Source organism: Psychrobacillus sp. FSL W7-1493, from assembly GCF_038004905.1.
GTDB lineage: Bacteria > Bacillota > Bacilli > Bacillales_A > Planococcaceae > Psychrobacillus.
This window is the reverse complement of sequence record NZ_JBBOSB010000001.1, coordinates 2917627-2933712: the sequence shown is the minus strand read 5'-3', so window position 1 is coordinate 2933712 and position 16086 is coordinate 2917627. Positions and strand designations below refer to the sequence as shown.

Below are 16086 nucleotides of genomic sequence, written 5' to 3'. Positions count from 1 at the left end.
AATTGTCGATGGTTTTTTATTGAAAACCTTATGTATCAAGGGTTGTCCCAAATTTAACAAGAAATTTCTTTGATTACATTAGACGTCTTTTGTAATGAAAATGTTACATAACTGTAAAATAAAAAAGGTTTAAAGAGTGATAAGATGAATATAGTTAAGTTTTCAGAAAATTTATGACGTCGGAGGAACTACATGAACTTGAAGTCTATATCGCAAAAAGTCATTGGTATAATTATTTTATCTATGCTTTTAGTCACAATTCCATATGCAGCTAATACTGAAGCTTCTAGCTCAATAGATTCATCTGAATTAGTATCCACTGCTAAAAACTTAATAGGCATTAAATATCGCGGAGGCGGAACTACTACTGCTGGATTTGATTGTTCAGGGTTTGTAGGTTACGTATTTGATGATTTAGGAGTTAATCTTCCAAGATCATCCGCAGGTATGTATGCAAAAGGATCAAAAGTAGAAAAGGACGATCTTTCATCAGGGGATCTAGTTTTCTTTAATACATCTGGTAAAGGCGTATCGCATGTTGGCATCTATATTGGAGACGGGAAATTTATTCACTCTTCAAGCTCAAAAGGTGTAAAGGTAGATAAGCTAAGCGATCCTTATTATTGGGGCAAACGTTTTGTTGGAGCTAAACGAGTAGCAGATGTAACGATGACTGCAAATAAATAAACATATAACAAGGTACCTTATCGGATTAGTCGATAAGGTATTTTTTTATAGCTTCATATAATAATAGTTTTAATCACAATAGGATGGTTTGCATTTAATATTCAGCGGTTTTCCTTTTCTAAGCCTTATGATTTTTTAAACGACTATGGCAACAACACACCCTTTAAAGGTTCTCTGACTTATGATTACCACTTATAACTCCAATATAAGCGGAATTATAGTATGGAATATCAAAGTGTTTAAAATACATAATTAGGGTATAAAAGTAATAGCAACATTATTTTCATATACCTCTAGCAGTCGAATAATTTCTTGTAAATAAATTCTTTATTAGGCATAATGAAGAAAAATAGAAGGTTATTATTGGTTCTTGTGGGAGGACATAGTATGCAATATAAAAGAAATGAATATTTTCGTTACACATTTGGTGAACCTACTGAAGCAACTTTTCGTCTAATAAAAGACTCGGGAGGTGACCAACCTGCTGAATTCTCTAATAAGGGGAACTGTCAAATCGTAGATATAAGCCCGAATGGCTTGCGAATAGTCACAGAGCTATCCATTGCTATCGAGCTAATAAAGCGAATTGAGATAAGTTTTATTATTGATGAGACCCCGCTGGATATGATAGGTGAGCTTGTTTGGTGCAAGAAGAGTGTGCATGGTTTCTTCGAATACGGAGTACGATTAGTTGGGGATCAGGACACGGAGCAAAGAATTGTTAATGAACTGAAAGCTCGCCGGCGAAAAGAAGTGGAAAACAAACCCAAAGATGTGACAAGATTCGACAAAAAATAATTATTTTATTTCTTAAAAAGAAGGATATTAAATAGGGATTGTAGAAATATTATATAGAGTTAAATTAAAGGAGGAGTTTACATGCTAAACTTTAACATTCGTGGAGAAAACCTTGAGGTGACTCCTGCAATTCGTGATTACGTTGAGGGCAAGATCGAAAAAGTTGGTCGATACTTTAACGAGGAAATCCAAGCGACTGCAAATGTCAACTTAAAGGTATACAATGACAAACAAACTAAGGTCGAAGTGACAATCCCGATGAAGAATTTAACTTTAAGAGCGGAAGAACGTCATACTGATATGTATGCCGCTATTGATTTAATCGTAGATAAATTAGAACGTCAAATTCGTAAATATAAAACAAAAGTAAATCGTAAAAGCCGTGAGCGTGAAGGGGTTGGAGCTTACTTCGCTGCAATCGATCCGCCAGATGCACCAGTTTCAAATACAGAAGAGGACGAATACAATATCGTCCGTACTAAACAATTTGATTTAAAACCAATGGACCAAGAAGAAGCAGTTTTACAAATGAACATGCTTGGTCACAACTTCTTCATCTTTACTGATGCAGACTCAATGGGTACTCATATTGTGTATAAACGTAGAGATGGGAAATACGGTTTAATCGAAACAAACTAATACAACACGAAAGCTAGTTGTATCATCGTAAAAAATACTTTCTAACGACAAAAAGTGACAAAACTCTTCTCTTACTTAGAGAAGAGTTTTTGTTATTGGTTAGGAAGTGTACCTGTGGATAAATTGATGTCTAGCTCCACCGCCTTGCCCCTCGGGGTCAAATGGATAAAAGCTCCGGTGGCTGAGGAGCTGCCTCCTCGCATTTCCCCATTTGCCTGTCGGGGCAGAGATAGGCGGTTGCGCTTTTCTTGATGTCTAGCTCCACCGCCTTGCCCCTCGGGGTCAAATGGATAAAAGCTCCGGTGGCTGAGGAGCTGCCTCCTCGCTTTTCCCATTTGCCTGTCGGGGCAGAGATAGGCGGTTGCGCTTTTCTTGATGTCTAGCTCCACCGCCTTGCCCCTCGGGGTCAAATGGATAAAAGCTCCGGTGGCTGAGGAGCTGCCTCCTCGCATTTCCCCATTTGCCTGTCGGGGCAGAGATAGGCGGTTGCGCTTTTCTTGTGTTACTCATTTGCGTGACTTTGTAACGAATGGTAAAATGGAGAGTAAGACTAAATGGGAAGTGAATATACTATGCTTAACGTTCTGAATAAAGTATTCGATTTAAATAAACGCGAGTTAAAACGATTAGAAAAAATCGCAGATAAAGTAGAAGCATTAGCAGGAGAGATGGAAGCTCTTTCTGACGAAGCATTAAGTGCAAAAACAGTTGAATTCCGTGAAAGACTTGTCGGTGGAGAGAAATTAGACCAGCTTCTACCAGAAGCATTTGCTGTTGCGCGAGAAGGGGCTAGACGAGTACTTGGTCTGTATCCTTTCCGAGTACAAATTATGGGTGCTGCTGCATTAAATGAGGGCAATATAGCAGAGATGAAAACCGGGGAAGGTAAAACACTTACCTCCACGATGTCTGTTTATTTAAATGCGTTAAGTGGACAAGGCGTACACGTAGTAACTGTCAATGAATATCTTTCTAGTCGTGATGCGGAAGAGATGGGTAAATTATATAATTTCTTAGGTTTAACGGTAGGATTGAATTTAAATTCTCTTTCTAAAGATGAAAAACGTGAAGCTTACGCTGCTGATGTAACTTATTCAACCAATAATGAGCTTGGCTTCGATTATCTTCGTGACAATATGGTGCTTTATAAAGAAGAAAAAGTACAACGTCCGCTTCATTATGCTGTAATTGATGAGGTCGATTCAATCTTGATCGATGAAGCAAGAACTCCTTTAATTATCTCAGGACAGGCTAACAAAGCTGCAGCTTTATATATGCAAGCCAATGCTTTTGTTCGTACGTTAACGAAGGAAGAAGATTACACGTACGAAGAATCAACAAAAGGTGTTACTTTGACTGATGTAGGTGTGGAAAAAGTTGAAAAGGCGTTCCGTATAGATAACTTGTTTGATTTAACCCATGTTCGCTTAAACCATGCGATTAATCAATCCTTAAAGGCGCATGTTTCTATGCATCTAGATGTAGATTATGTGGTGCAAGATGGGGACGTAGTAATTGTTGACTCCTTCACTGGACGTTTGATGAAAGGTCGTCGCTATAGTGATGGCTTGCATCAAGCTATTGAAGCAAAAGAAGGGTTAGAGGTTCAAAATGAATCTATGACGATGGCTACAATTACGTTCCAAAACTTTTTCCGTATGTATGACAAGCTGTCAGGGATGACTGGTACAGCTAAAACAGAGGAAGAGGAATTCCGTAACATTTATAATATGAATGTTATAGCGATACCAACGAATAAGCCAATTGCTAGAGATGATCGTGCCGATTTAATCTATGCATCTATGAATGGGAAATTTGAAGCGGTTGCTGCAGATATTGCTGAACGAAATAAAAAAGGGCAGCCAGTACTGATTGGTACTGTTGCCATTGAAACTTCTGAAATCATTTCCAAGCTGTTAACAAAGCATGGCATTAAGCATAATGTATTAAATGCAAAAAACCATGAGCATGAGGCAGAAATAATTGCAACAGCTGGACATCTTGGTTCTGTAACGATTGCCACTAACATGGCTGGACGTGGTACAGATATCAAACTTGGAGATGGAGTACTAGAAGTTGGCGGTTTAGCTGTCATTGGTACAGAGCGTCATGAATCTAGACGTATTGATAATCAGCTACGTGGTCGTTCAGGGCGTCAAGGAGATCCAGGGGTAACACAATTCTATCTTTCTATGGAAGATGAATTAATGCGTCGATTTGGTTCAGATAATATGCGTAATATGATGTCTAAGATGGGTATGGATGATTCACAGCCAATCCAATCTAAGATGGTGTCACGCGCGGTAGAATCTGCTCAAAAACGAGTAGAGGGTAACAACTTTGACTCTCGTAAGCGATTGCTGCAATATGATGATGTATTACGTCAGCAACGTGAAATCATCTACAAAGAGCGTAATGAAGTTCTGGAAACAGAAAACATGCGTGACTTAGTGGAAACCATGATTTTCGCTGTTATTGAGCGTCTTGTAACTACGCACACTAATGCAGAAAACAAAGCAGAGTGGAATTACAAAGCGATAGAGGATTATATTCAAGCGAATATGCTTCCAGAGGGTGTTATTACGCAAGAAACTTTAGAAAATCTTTCTCAAGAAGAAGTTATTGAGAAGATTAAAGAAGAAGTTATCTCCTTCTATGATGCAAAAGAAGAAGAAATGACAGCTGAACGTATGCGCGAATTTGAAAAAGTTGTACTGCTTCGTTCAATTGACTCGAAATGGATCGATCATATTGATGCAATGGATCAGCTTCGCCAAGGGATTCACTTACGTGCATATGGTCAAACAGATCCGCTTCGCGAATATCAAAGTGAAGGCTTTGCAATGTTCGAGGCAATGGTTGAGTCAGTCCAAGAAGATGTTGCTAAATATGCGATGAAAGCAGAAATTCGTAACAACTTAGAGCGTGAAGAGGTAGCAAAAGGGCAAGCTGTAAATCCAAAAGAAGAAGGCGGTCCTGTAAAGAAAAAACCTGCTCGCAAGCAAGCAACAGTGGGACGTAACGAACCATGCCCATGTGGTAGTGGAGAAAAGTTTAAAAATTGCCACGGAGCAGTTAGATAATAGAGATATTCGGAGGAAATAAAAAATGATAGAAATTTCAGTTGTAAGAAATGAATTAGACCGTACGGCGGGCAAGTTAAATGACTTTAGGGGGTCTCTTTGACTTAGAAAACAAAGAGGTTCGTATACAAGAGCTAGAGGAATTAATGACTTTCCCTGACTTTTGGGATGATTCCCAAGGAGCTCAAAAGGTCATCAATGAGTTAAACGCTTTAAAAGGCATAGTGGAGCAATACAACGACCTTATGTCTACACAAGAAAACTTAGAAATGACGTTAGAGTTATTGAAAGAAGTTCCTGATGAAGAATTGCAAGAGGAGCTTGGCAGTGAGCTGAAAGAGTTTACAGCTGCACTGGGAGAGTTTGAGCTTCAACTTCTTTTAAGTGAGGAATACGACAAGCACAATGCTATTTTAGAATTACATCCAGGTGCTGGTGGAACTGAATCCCAAGATTGGGGTTCAATTCTTTTACGTATGTATCAGCGTTGGGCAGACAAACGTGGCTTTAAAGTAGAAACAATCGATTACTTGCCAGGAGACGAAGCAGGTATTAAATCGGTTACGTTACTGATCAAAGGTCACAATGCCTATGGTTACTTAAAAGCAGAAAAGGGTGTACATCGTCTAGTACGTATTTCACCGTTCGATTCATCTGGTCGTCGCCATACGTCCTTCGTGTCGTGTGAGGTAATGCCTGAATTTACGGATGAGATTGAAATTGAAATCCGCACAGAAGATTTGAAAATTGATACGTATCGTGCAACAGGTGCAGGTGGTCAGCATATCAATACAACGGACTCCGCTGTCCGTATCACTCACTTACCAACTAACTCGGTTGTAACATGCCAATCAGAGCGTTCACAGATTAAAAACCGTGAGCACGCAATGAAGCTTTTAAAATCAAAGCTGTACCAATTAAAAATCGAAGAACAGGAAGCTCAGCTTGCTGAAATTCGTGGAGAACAAAAAGAAATTGGATGGGGAAGTCAGATTCGTTCCTATGTATTCCACCCATACTCCATGGTTAAGGATCACCGTACCAATGAGGAAAGTGGAAATGTCCATGCAGTCGTTGATGGGGAGATTGACCCATTTATTCATGCCTACTTACGTTCCAAAATAAATTAATAGACGGTAAAAAATCCCATGCTATAATAAAATAGTATGGGATTTTTACTATTTTATATGGGGATTGGGGAAAAGAATATGAACATGCATGAATTGAAAAAAAAGGATTTGCTAAGAAAAAATACAATCCTTTATTTGGCTTATGCCCTCGCAGTAGGATTAGGACTCTTAGTTCAAATTCTCATAAAGGCCGAATCAGCAATTATCTTTTCTATAGGTATACCATTTGCTATATCCATAATTTTTTATTTCCTTGCTAGAAAGTCAAAGTCAATTGAAATTGCTAAGATATTTCCTTACATAATTATATTATTTGGTGCGATTACTGCTAGCAGTACTGCATATTTTAATACAGTCAGTCTAGGAACCATTATTTTGGCATTTTTCGTTCTGGTATTAAGTAGTATCCATAATGACAAATTTATTTTTATTTATGGATATATTCTTTCCGCTTTTGCCTTATTTGTAAATGTTATAAATGATGAACCTAATGTATTTGATGGACAAACAGTGAACGTATTTTATATTCAATTTATAATGGCATTAGGTGTCTATTTACAGGTTATTCAAAGTAAATCTGTATTTAATAGAATGCAAGAACTAACAGAGGATGCAGCTATTAAAGCTCAGGAAGACAGTATCTTGAACGAAAAGTTGGAAAACGCAGTTCATGTAATTTCAAACAATTTAGAACAGATTCGCACAAGCACACAATCCGCTAACATTGCACAGCAGGAGATGCTATATGCAGTAGGAGAAGTGAGTGTCGGTGCTCAACGTCAGGCAGATCATGTGTCTGATATAGTACGAAATACGGAAGCAACTAGCAGCTCAGTAAAAGAAATGGCAAACAACTTAGAGTTAATCGTTCAAAAGGCAGAATCTGCTGGGCAAGATGCTTCAGATGGATCAAAAGTGATGGCAGAAATGACAAAAGATATTACCCAATTTACAATCTTTTTTGAAGAGTTAAATGAAACATTTCAAAACTTGTTCGAAAAAATTAATGAAACAAATCAATTTGCTAAAGATATTCGACAAATTACAGAGCAAACAAATTTATTAGCATTGAATGCCTCTATCGAAGCTGCCAGAGCCGGAGAGCATGGCAAAGGATTTTCTGTAGTAGCTGAAGAGATTCGAAAACTTGCAGGGGTAACTAATCAAACTGTAGAGAAAATAGATGATAATCTTAACAATGTCAATAAATTTAACGAGGCTGCTCTTCAAAAGCTGAAATTAGGGTTAGCACAAACGCACTCACAAGCCGAAACAGCGGAACAATCCAATGAGTCCTTCAAAGGTCTGTTTGAAACGATGAAGACGCTTCAGTTATCATTAACAAGCTATTTAAAAGAGATTGAAACAATTGCTGAAAACAGCGAATCCATCAATGTAAGTACAACAGAGTTTGCTGCAATCATTGAAGAAAGCACGGCTACTGTCGAGGAAATCAATGCAACTTTAGTCAATATCACAGAGGATCAGCTTGCGATTTCGGACTATATCGACGAAACCTATAAGGAAGCACAATCTATTAGTAAATAATTGTTGGTAATTAAAGTGTATCTAATTTATTTTAGATACGCTTTTTTATTTTGTGCAAGTAGCCTGTTAATACACCATCTTGCTAAAGTTCACAAAAATCTTTTCTGTTGTTATACTATTTCAGGTTGAATAAAAGAATTTACATGAAAGAGGAATAGTAATGACTACTACGACAAATAATAGAGTTCATAAAGAAATTTCTCCTTGGATGGCGAATGTTAGAGATTATTTATATGTCATCATTGGTGCTGCCATTATAGCACTTGGCTTTAACGTCTTTCTGTTGCCAAATCAGGTTGCTTCAGGTGGAGTAAGTGGGATAAGTACTATCTTAAAAGGAGTTTTTGGCTGGGAGCCTGGGCTTGTTCAATATGCTTTTAACATTCCTTTGTTTATCGCAGGCTTAATATTTCTTGGTGCAAAATTTGGGATTAAATCTTTTGTAGGAACCTTAGTTTTACCTGCAGTAGTTTTGCTAACTGCAAGCTGGGAACCATGGACGTATAATCCTTTGTTAGGTGCATTATTCGGTGGTATTACGGTTGGCCTAGGTTTAGGAATCGTTTTTAGAGGCGGCGCATCTACAGGCGGAACAGACTTAGCAGCTCAAATCATAACCAAATATACTGGCTTTTCTTTAGGGAGAAGTGTCTTGCTAATCGATGGCCTAATAGTGTTGAGCGCTGCCGTAGTATTTGATATTGAACAAGCTTTATACGCATTAATAGGTTTATTTGTAACTACTAAAACAATCGATATTGTGCAGCTAGGATTTAGCCAATCAAAAATGATTTATATCATTACGAATAAACAGGACGAAATTAGAGATGCTATCTATAAGGAGATTGATCGAGGGGTAACTAAACTACCTGCATATGGTGGATATACCAATGAAGAGAAATCTATCCTTATGGTGGTGGCGTATCAGACTGAGTTCACAAAGATGAAACAAGTGGTTCAAACCATTGACCCCACTGCATTTGTAATAGTTTCTGATGCCTATGAGGTATTAGGAGAAGGTTTCAAAAGGTACTAAATTTGGTATAATATGAGTGCATTCATAATGTTGAGGGAGGTTCATTAAATGAATAAAAAATTATTAGCTGTTATCTTTGGAGCAGGTCTTATGCTTGCTGCTTGTGGCGGTGGAGACGACGAAGCAAAAGATACTGGCACAACTGACACTGGTGCAACTGATTCAACTGAAACCGCGTCTGTAGATGCTGAAAAAATTGTAAATTCTAAATGTATTAGCTGTCATGGCGGAAATTTAGAAGGACAAGGTAATTTCCCAGCACTTGCTGATGTAGGTTCTCGCTTATCAGAAGATGAGATCTTAGATGTTATTTTAAATGGTCGAGGCGCAATGCCAGGTAAAATTATTGAAGGCGCAGATGCAGAAGCAGTTGCTGCATGGTTAGCGGAGAAGAAATAAGATAGTAGGACAAGCAGCTACTTTTATTGGTAGCTGTTTTTTTGTGGGAATGTGTCTATAGTGTAGGGGATGGTGTCCCAAAAATTAGAGGACGTGCCCCATAAATTAGATGAGAGCGCCCATAAAGTAAGTGAAGTTGTCCCGTAAATCTCAGGTATCCGCCCGTAAAGTTGAAAAGTGCCCATAGAATTGAGGGAAATGACCCATAAGTAAGAGGAAAGCGCCCATAAAGTAAGTGGATATGTCCCATAAATGCGAGTTATCCGCCCGTAAGGTTGAAAAGTGCCCATAGAGTTGAGGGAAATGACCCATAAGTAAGAGGAAAGCTCTCATAAAATATGTCGAAGTGTCCCATACATGCGGGGTATCCGCCCGTAAAGATGAAAAGTGCCCATAGAGTTGAGAGAAATGACCCATAAGTAAGAGGAAAGCGCCCATAAAATATGTCGAAGTGTCCTATACATGCGAGTTATCCGCCCGTAAGGTTGAAAAGTGCCCATAGAGTTGAGAGAAATGACCCATAAGTAAGAGGAAAGCGCCCATTAAGTAGGTGGATGTGTCCCATAAATCTCAGGTATCCGCCCGTAAAGATGAAAAGTGCCCATAGAGTTGAGGGAAGTGACCTATAAGTAAGAGGAAAGCGCCCATAAAGTAAGAGGATATGTCCCATAAATGCGAATTATCCGCCCGTAAAGATGAAAAGTGCCCATAGAGTTGAGGGAAGTGACCCATAAGTAAGAGGAAAGCGCCCATAAAATATGTCGAAGTGTCCTATACATGCGAGTTATCCGCCCGTAAGGTTGAAAAGTGCCCATAGAGTTGAGAGAAATGACCCATAAGTAAGAGGAAAGCGCCCATAAAATATGTCGAAGTGTCCTATAAATGCGAGGTATCCACCCATAAGGTTGAATTACTCTAATTAGTTTCTAGAGGTGTAACCAAAACTCAGCGAAACGCACATAAAGAGAGCAAAGTGTCACCTAAAACTCTGTAATCCGCACCTAACCCCGCCAAACACACCTAAATATAGAAAAGGTGTAACCTAAACCCTAGTAAAACGTACATAAAGAGAGCAAAGTGTCGCCTAAATCCCAGCAACACGCACCTATCATCATCCCATAAAACTTCAATATCCACTCAATACCGCCCAAAAAATACCATAAATATTACAAAACCCCTCACACCACACCACACCACACCACACCACACCCAAAATTAGCTCCAAGAAACTATCCAAGCTTCATAGCTTTATTTGTCGATTTTCACAGAATGTTAACTATATTGGAGAAATAAACCTGTAGTTGTAAATATTTTCTCTGGCAAGAAAATATAGCAGGAATTATGAAAGAATGTGTAGAAATAAAGGGTATAGTCCTTTTGTAACTGAGTAAAAAACACTAAAAAAACTGAAAAATCGCTAATATTTTAGTTTTTCTGACTAAATTTACCTACAAAATGAAATCTATTTGTAACATTAAGAAAGACATCAAGTGTTATAATAAGCATTGTTGTATTTAATAAAAGAAAGTAATTAGGTGGTATAAAATGATAGAAATGACTAACGTCTATAAAAAATATCCTAATGGTATTGTTGCAGCTAACGGGATCGACGTAAATATTAAGCAGGGCGAATTTGTGTACGTAGTTGGACCAAGTGGAGCAGGAAAATCGACATTTATCAAAATGATGTATCGAGAAGAGCGCCCAACGTCAGGTACGATCATAGTCAATGGTATGAATTTAGCAACCTTAAAAAACAAAAATGTACCTTACTTGAGAAGACAAATTGGCGTTGTCTTTCAAGACTTCAAACTACTTCCTCGACTAAACGTGTATGAAAACGTTGCTTTTGCTTTAGAAGTAATAGAGGAATCCCCTAAGGTGATCCGTAAAAAAGTAATGGACGTATTGGAGCTAGTAGGACTAAAAAATAAGGCAAGAATGTTCCCGACTGAGCTATCAGGTGGAGAACAACAACGTGTTTCCATAGCGCGCTCCATTGTTAATACTCCTAAACTAGTAATTGCAGATGAGCCGACCGGAAATTTAGACCCCGAAACTTCATGGGAAATTATGAACACATTTGAAGAGATTAATTCCCGAGGAACTACAATTGTTATGGCAACTCATAATAGAGAAATTGTAAATACAATTCGACACCGTGTTATTGTAGTTGAGGGTGGCTTAATCACTCGAGACGAGTACGGAGGAGATTACGGATATGAAGGCTAGAACAGCAGGACGACACTTTAGAGATAGCTTAAAAAGTATCAGCAGAAATGGTTGGATGACATTTGCATCCGTCAGTGCTGTTACCGTTACATTATTACTGGTAGGCGTGTTCGTCATGATTATGATGAATTTAAATAAAGTAGCAGACGACCTAGAAAAAGACGTGGAAATCAAAATCTACGTAGAGTTAACAGCAAGTGAAGAAGACATTGCTAAGCTACAAGAAGAAATTAAAAATATGCCGGGAGTTGCAGAGCTAGTATACGCAACTAAGGGAGAAGAATTAAAGAAACTTGTTATGGATTTTGGGGAAGACCTGGAATTATATGAGCAAGAAAACCCTTTACATAATGCTTTTTATGCAAAAGCTGTAGATCCTCAAGAAACTGAAGCGATTGCGAAGGAAATCGATAAGTTGGGTAACACATTTGAGGTTAGTTATGGAGAAGGAAAAATAGAACGATTATTTTCCGTGTTAAACATGGGTAGAAACGTGGGCGTAGTGTTAATCCTTGCTCTATTATTTACAGCTATGTTCTTAATCTCGAATACAATTCGAATAACGATTGTTGCTAGAAGAAGAGATATAGAGATTATGAAACTAGTTGGAGCTACAAACTGGTTTATCCGTATCCCATTCATATTAGAAGGAATGTGGCTTGGTATTTTAGGAGCGATTGTACCAATCACGTTAGTTACGGTGCTTTACTATAATCTTTATAATGCATTACAGCCGAAATTAGAGCTAGGAAATTTATTTAATTTACTAGAGTTTTCCCCATTTATTTATCAATTAAACGCATTAATTCTATTAATGGGAGTTTTAATCGGTATTTGGGGTAGTTTCATGTCAGTTAGAAAATTTTTACGAGTATAAGAAGGTATCTTGAAAGGAGCAATAAGATTTGAGAAGACAATCCAAATGGGTGTTGCGTATTGTCGCAATAGCTGCATCCGGAGCGCTACTATTTAACACACCAAGCGCTCTTGCCAATTCATTGAACGACCTTAAAAAAGAACAACAGAACATTCAAGAAAAGAAAAGTTCTATTCAATCGAATATTAAAGAAACTGAAACAAAAATTGATACTAATGAGTCTAAAATTGATCAAATAATGGCTCAAATCAAAAAGTTGGATAATGAAATCATGGCAACTGAAAAAAGTATTTCAGCGGTTTTAAGTGAGATTGAAAAGACTACAAGTGAAATCGAAGCATTAAAAGCTTCTATCGCTGAGTTGGAACAGAAAATTGCAGCTCGCGATGAATTGCTAAAAGAAAGAATACGAGCTGTTCAAGTTAGTGGCGGATCAGTCAATTATTTAGACGTATTACTTGGAGCTAATAGCTTCGTAGATTTTATTGACCGTTTTTCAGCAGTAAATACATTGATGGAAGCTGACCGTAAAATTCTAAAAGAACAGTCAGAAGATAAAAAAGAACTTGAAGAGCAAACTGCAAGCCTAGAGAAGAAACGTCAAGAGCAAGAAGCAAGTAAAGATCAGCTTCTTTCCTTAAAAGCTAATTTAGATGGCCAAAAATCTTCTAAGAGCACATTAGTAGATCAACTAGAAGTTGAACAAGCTAAACTTCTGGAAGACAAAGAACAAATGGAAACAGAATATGAAGAAGTTTTAAACCTAGATAAAGCGATTCAAGATAAAATTGTTGCAGAGCAAAAGCGTCAAGCAGAAATAGCTAGAAAAGCAGCAGAAGAGAAAAAGAAAAAAGCGGCTGCAGAACGTCAACGTCAGCAAGCTGCTAGCGGATCTTCAACTGCAATTCCTGCCGTTTCAGCTGGTAACTGGACTAAACCTGCATCAGGAAGCTTTACCTCTGGTTATGGATACAGAATGCATCCGATTTACGGTAAAGGAAAAATGCATTATGGTATAGATATTGCCAACAGTACTGGGACACCAGTATTATCGGCTGCTGATGGAGTCGTATCGTATGCATCACCTTTAAGCACATACGGTAATGTAATTATGGTGACTCATTCTATTGATGGTCAAACTTTCACTTCATTATATGCTCATTTAAGCAGTATAGGTGTAGGAGTTGGACAAGTTGTCTCTAAAGGTCAACGTATCGGAGCAATCGGAACTACAGGTAATTCCACTGGACCACATCTTCACTTTGAAATCCATTTAGGATATTGGGAAGGTATGGCTGGTAACTCAGTGAATCCATTGAGATACATTTCTCTATAAAATAACAGCAAAATGAGGCATTCAATTATTATATAATTGGATGCCTATTTTTTTAGAATGAGAGAATTTAATAGAAGTCTTTTTTTGTACACATTTGGAAAAAACATAAGCTATCGAATAGTATCTATTAGGATTTATGCATATAATTAAAATAATAATATTTTATAAGTAAAGTGGAGGTTAAGTGTGAAAAAAATAATTGGATTACTAGTTATAGGTTTCTTAATAGCGATTGCTACTATATCATTTGTAAAAAATAATATTGATGAAAAGGAAGATCCTTTTGAAGGTGAGCAAATGGGAACAGATATGGCTGAAAACCCAGCAAACAAAGGGACTGGTAAAGGAGATAGTGCGCCAGACTTCACTTTAACCACATTGGATGGTAAAGAAGTTTCGTTATCTGATTATAAAGGGAAAAAAGTAGTATTAAATTTTTGGACATCGTGGTGTCCACCTTGTAAAGCAGAAATGCCACATATGCAAAATTATTATGAAGATATGACCGAAGAAGATAATGTAGAAATCTTAGCAGTAAACCTCACTAACAAGGATAACGGATTAGACGAGGTGTCTTCCTTTATAGAAGATTATGGTCTAACATTTCCAATACCTATGGATGAAGAAGGGCAAGTGGGAAATGCTTATAAGATCATCTCTATTCCAACAACCTACATGATTGATACGAGTGGTATCATTCAAAATATAATAGTAGGTCCTATGGATGAGCAAATGATGATAGATTATGTCGATAAACTAAAATAAGAATCTGATTTTTGGGCAAGTATTAAACTTCGTTTTCCTCACATATATTAGTGGAAAACTAGGAGGTTGAACTTGCGCAAAAATCGGATTATTTTATTTGGATTCATTTTAGCCATTGTGTTGGTATTAGGGTATTTATGGATGTCTGGAAAATCGTCAGAGTCCGAGAAAAGTAACGTTAGTAGTAGTCAAGTGATTGATGAAGCGTATCAGTTAATAAAAAAAGAGGCAGTTTTCTCGAAGAATGAAAAGTTATTAGTAGAGGGTGCAATTAGAGGCATGGCTGAAGCTTTAGAAGATCCACATTCTTCGTATTTAACGAAAGAGGAAGCGGAGACGCAAGAATCTTCTTTAGCTGAGGAACGGGTTGGTATTGGTGTAGAAATTATGAATTCTGGCGGTAAGTTTATTGTTGTGGCTCCCATTAAAGACTCTCCAGCTTACAAAGCAGGTTTGAAGCCTCAGGATGAAATCGTGCGGGTGAACAGTGAACGAGTAGATGGGAAATCTATGGCTGAATTAGTTCGATTATTAAGTGGTGACAAAGGCAGTAGTCTTAAAATGACGATATATCGTCCAAGCGAAAATCGTCATGTAGAGTTACATATGAAACGAGAGACAATCGCGTTGCATACTGTTTCCAGTGAAGTACTAGAGGTTGATGGAAAATCTATCGGTATTGTTACTATCACAATTTTCGGAGAGAAAACGGCAGAAGAGTGGGAAAAACAAACAAAAGCGTTAGTCGAGCGAGGAATAAACGGACTAGTTGTGGATGTCCGAGGTAATCCTGGAGGTTATTTATTTAGCGTTTCTTCTATTATAGGAACCCTTCTACAAAATGGAAGTACATTTGCTTACATGCAAGATGCTAAAGGTGTTTTAGAAACGTTGAATACGGTAAATAAGGATACCCCTTATCTGAACAAGCTACCAGTTGTTTTATTGCAAAATGGAGGTAGCGCATCTGCAAGTGAAGTTTTGGCCGGAGCATTAAAAGATAATAATCGTGCCATGATCGTAGGAGAAACAAGCTTTGGTAAAGGTACTGTTCAAGAAACCCATCCTTTGTCTAATGGCGGAAAGTTAAAAATCTCTACCCATAAGTGGTTAACTCCAAAGCAACAATGGATTCATCATAAGGGGATAGAGGCAGATTTGAAGGTAGAGCAGGATGAGTTATTCAATACAGATATTAAATATTATCATGGTGAGTTCCACCAAGGAGATTATGGAGATGAAATTAAGTACGTACAACAAATTCTTAGTGGATTAGGCTACAACATATCACGCAAGGACGGTTATTTTGATGAAGCTACTGTTGAAGCCATAGATAAATATAGAGAGCAAAATAAACTAGAAATTAATTCGAAGCTAGATGAGACGTTCTTTCAGGATTTAACGAACACAATTAATGAGTATAAGGCGCGCAAAGAGAATGATCAGCAGCTTCAAATGGGTGTAAGTTATATAATTCACACCTTAAATAAGTAACTTGAGACAATAAACCTATACGGAAGTTCTCCTCGTTTGTTACAATAATAGGAAGACTATGT

13 protein-coding genes are annotated in these 16086 nt (G+C 37.7%); all 13 read left to right on the top strand.

What is annotated here, in order from left to right; genetic code table 11:
* Positions 1–192 precede the first annotated feature (192 nt).
* Positions 193–687 carry a C40 family peptidase gene (locus MKX96_RS14820; RefSeq protein ID WP_169358843.1) on the top strand — a complete coding sequence of 165 codons (495 nt, stop codon included), beginning with the start codon at positions 193–195 and terminating at the stop codon, positions 685–687.
* A 387-nt stretch (positions 688–1074) separates the two neighbouring features.
* Entirely contained in the window at positions 1075–1485 is a 411-nt protein-coding gene (locus tag MKX96_RS14815) for a PilZ domain-containing protein (RefSeq protein ID WP_340884685.1), read from the top strand.
* An 81-nt stretch (positions 1486–1566) separates the two neighbouring features.
* Entirely contained in the window at positions 1567–2124 is a 558-nt protein-coding gene (hpf, locus tag MKX96_RS14810) for a ribosome hibernation-promoting factor, HPF/YfiA family (RefSeq protein ID WP_340884683.1), read from the top strand.
* A gap of 572 nt (positions 2125–2696) precedes the next feature.
* On the top strand, positions 2697–5207 hold the full coding sequence (gene secA, locus MKX96_RS14805; RefSeq protein ID WP_340886066.1) for a preprotein translocase subunit SecA: 2511 nt from the start codon (positions 2697–2699) through the stop codon (positions 5205–5207).
* A 28-nt stretch (positions 5208–5235) separates the two neighbouring features.
* Positions 5236–6337, top strand: a protein-coding gene (prfB, locus tag MKX96_RS14800) for a peptide chain release factor 2 (RefSeq protein WP_340886063.1) whose coding sequence is annotated in 2 segments (ribosomal slippage) — positions 5236–5307 and positions 5309–6337 — 1101 coding nt in all. Because the reading frame shifts where the segments join, the coding sequence is not laid out codon by codon here.
* Positions 6338–6415: 78 nt separating this feature from the next.
* Positions 6416–7885 (top strand): methyl-accepting chemotaxis protein, encoded by a 1470-nt coding sequence (locus tag MKX96_RS14795; RefSeq protein ID WP_340884681.1) that lies wholly within the window; start codon positions 6416–6418, stop codon positions 7883–7885.
* A gap of 208 nt (positions 7886–8093) precedes the next feature.
* On the top strand, positions 8094–8921 hold the full coding sequence (locus MKX96_RS14790) for a YitT family protein (protein WP_251552822.1): 828 nt from the start codon (positions 8094–8096) through the stop codon (positions 8919–8921).
* Between the two features lie 48 nt (positions 8922–8969).
* Positions 8970–9320, top strand: coding sequence for a cytochrome c551 (gene cccB / locus MKX96_RS14785; protein ID WP_340884679.1), 351 nt, complete (start codon positions 8970–8972; stop codon positions 9318–9320).
* Positions 9321–10865: 1545 nt separating this feature from the next.
* Complete coding sequence (gene ftsE, locus MKX96_RS14780; protein ID WP_340884677.1) at positions 10866–11552, top strand: cell division ATP-binding protein FtsE; 687 nt, start codon at positions 10866–10868, stop codon at positions 11550–11552.
* Complete coding sequence (ftsX, locus tag MKX96_RS14775; RefSeq protein ID WP_340884675.1) at positions 11542–12429, top strand: permease-like cell division protein FtsX; 888 nt, start codon at positions 11542–11544, stop codon at positions 12427–12429. Before ftsE ends, ftsX begins: the two co-directional genes overlap by 11 nt.
* Positions 12430–12457: 28 nt before the next feature.
* Positions 12458–13765, top strand: coding sequence for a murein hydrolase activator EnvC family protein (locus tag MKX96_RS14770; protein ID WP_340884672.1), 1308 nt, complete (start codon positions 12458–12460; stop codon positions 13763–13765).
* Between the two features lie 186 nt (positions 13766–13951).
* Positions 13952–14530 carry a redoxin domain-containing protein gene (locus MKX96_RS14765; protein ID WP_340884669.1) on the top strand — a complete coding sequence of 193 codons (579 nt, stop codon included), beginning with the start codon at positions 13952–13954 and terminating at the stop codon, positions 14528–14530.
* 72 nt (positions 14531–14602) lie between these two features.
* Entirely contained in the window at positions 14603–16024 is a 1422-nt protein-coding gene (locus MKX96_RS14760; protein WP_340884666.1) for a S41 family peptidase, read from the top strand.
* Positions 16025–16086 lie beyond the last annotated feature (62 nt).

What these genes read in the sequence shown, in the direction of transcription:
- MKX96_RS14820 (WP_169358843.1), top strand. Translation starts at nt 193, where the DNA reads ATGAACTTGAAGTCTATATCGCAAAAAGTCATTGGTATAATTATTTTA.
- MKX96_RS14815 (WP_340884685.1), top strand. Translation starts at nt 1,075, where the DNA reads ATGCAATATAAAAGAAATGAATATTTTCGTTACACATTTGGTGAACCT.
- hpf (WP_340884683.1), top strand. Translation starts at nt 1,567, where the DNA reads ATGCTAAACTTTAACATTCGTGGAGAAAACCTTGAGGTGACTCCTGCA.
- secA (WP_340886066.1), top strand. Translation starts at nt 2,697, where the DNA reads ATGCTTAACGTTCTGAATAAAGTATTCGATTTAAATAAACGCGAGTTA.
- MKX96_RS14795 (WP_340884681.1), top strand. Translation starts at nt 6,416, where the DNA reads ATGAACATGCATGAATTGAAAAAAAAGGATTTGCTAAGAAAAAATACA.
- MKX96_RS14790 (WP_251552822.1), top strand. Translation starts at nt 8,094, where the DNA reads ATGGCGAATGTTAGAGATTATTTATATGTCATCATTGGTGCTGCCATT.
- cccB (WP_340884679.1), top strand. Translation starts at nt 8,970, where the DNA reads ATGAATAAAAAATTATTAGCTGTTATCTTTGGAGCAGGTCTTATGCTT.
- ftsE (WP_340884677.1), top strand. Translation starts at nt 10,866, where the DNA reads ATGATAGAAATGACTAACGTCTATAAAAAATATCCTAATGGTATTGTT.
- ftsX (WP_340884675.1), top strand. Translation starts at nt 11,542, where the DNA reads ATGAAGGCTAGAACAGCAGGACGACACTTTAGAGATAGCTTAAAAAGT.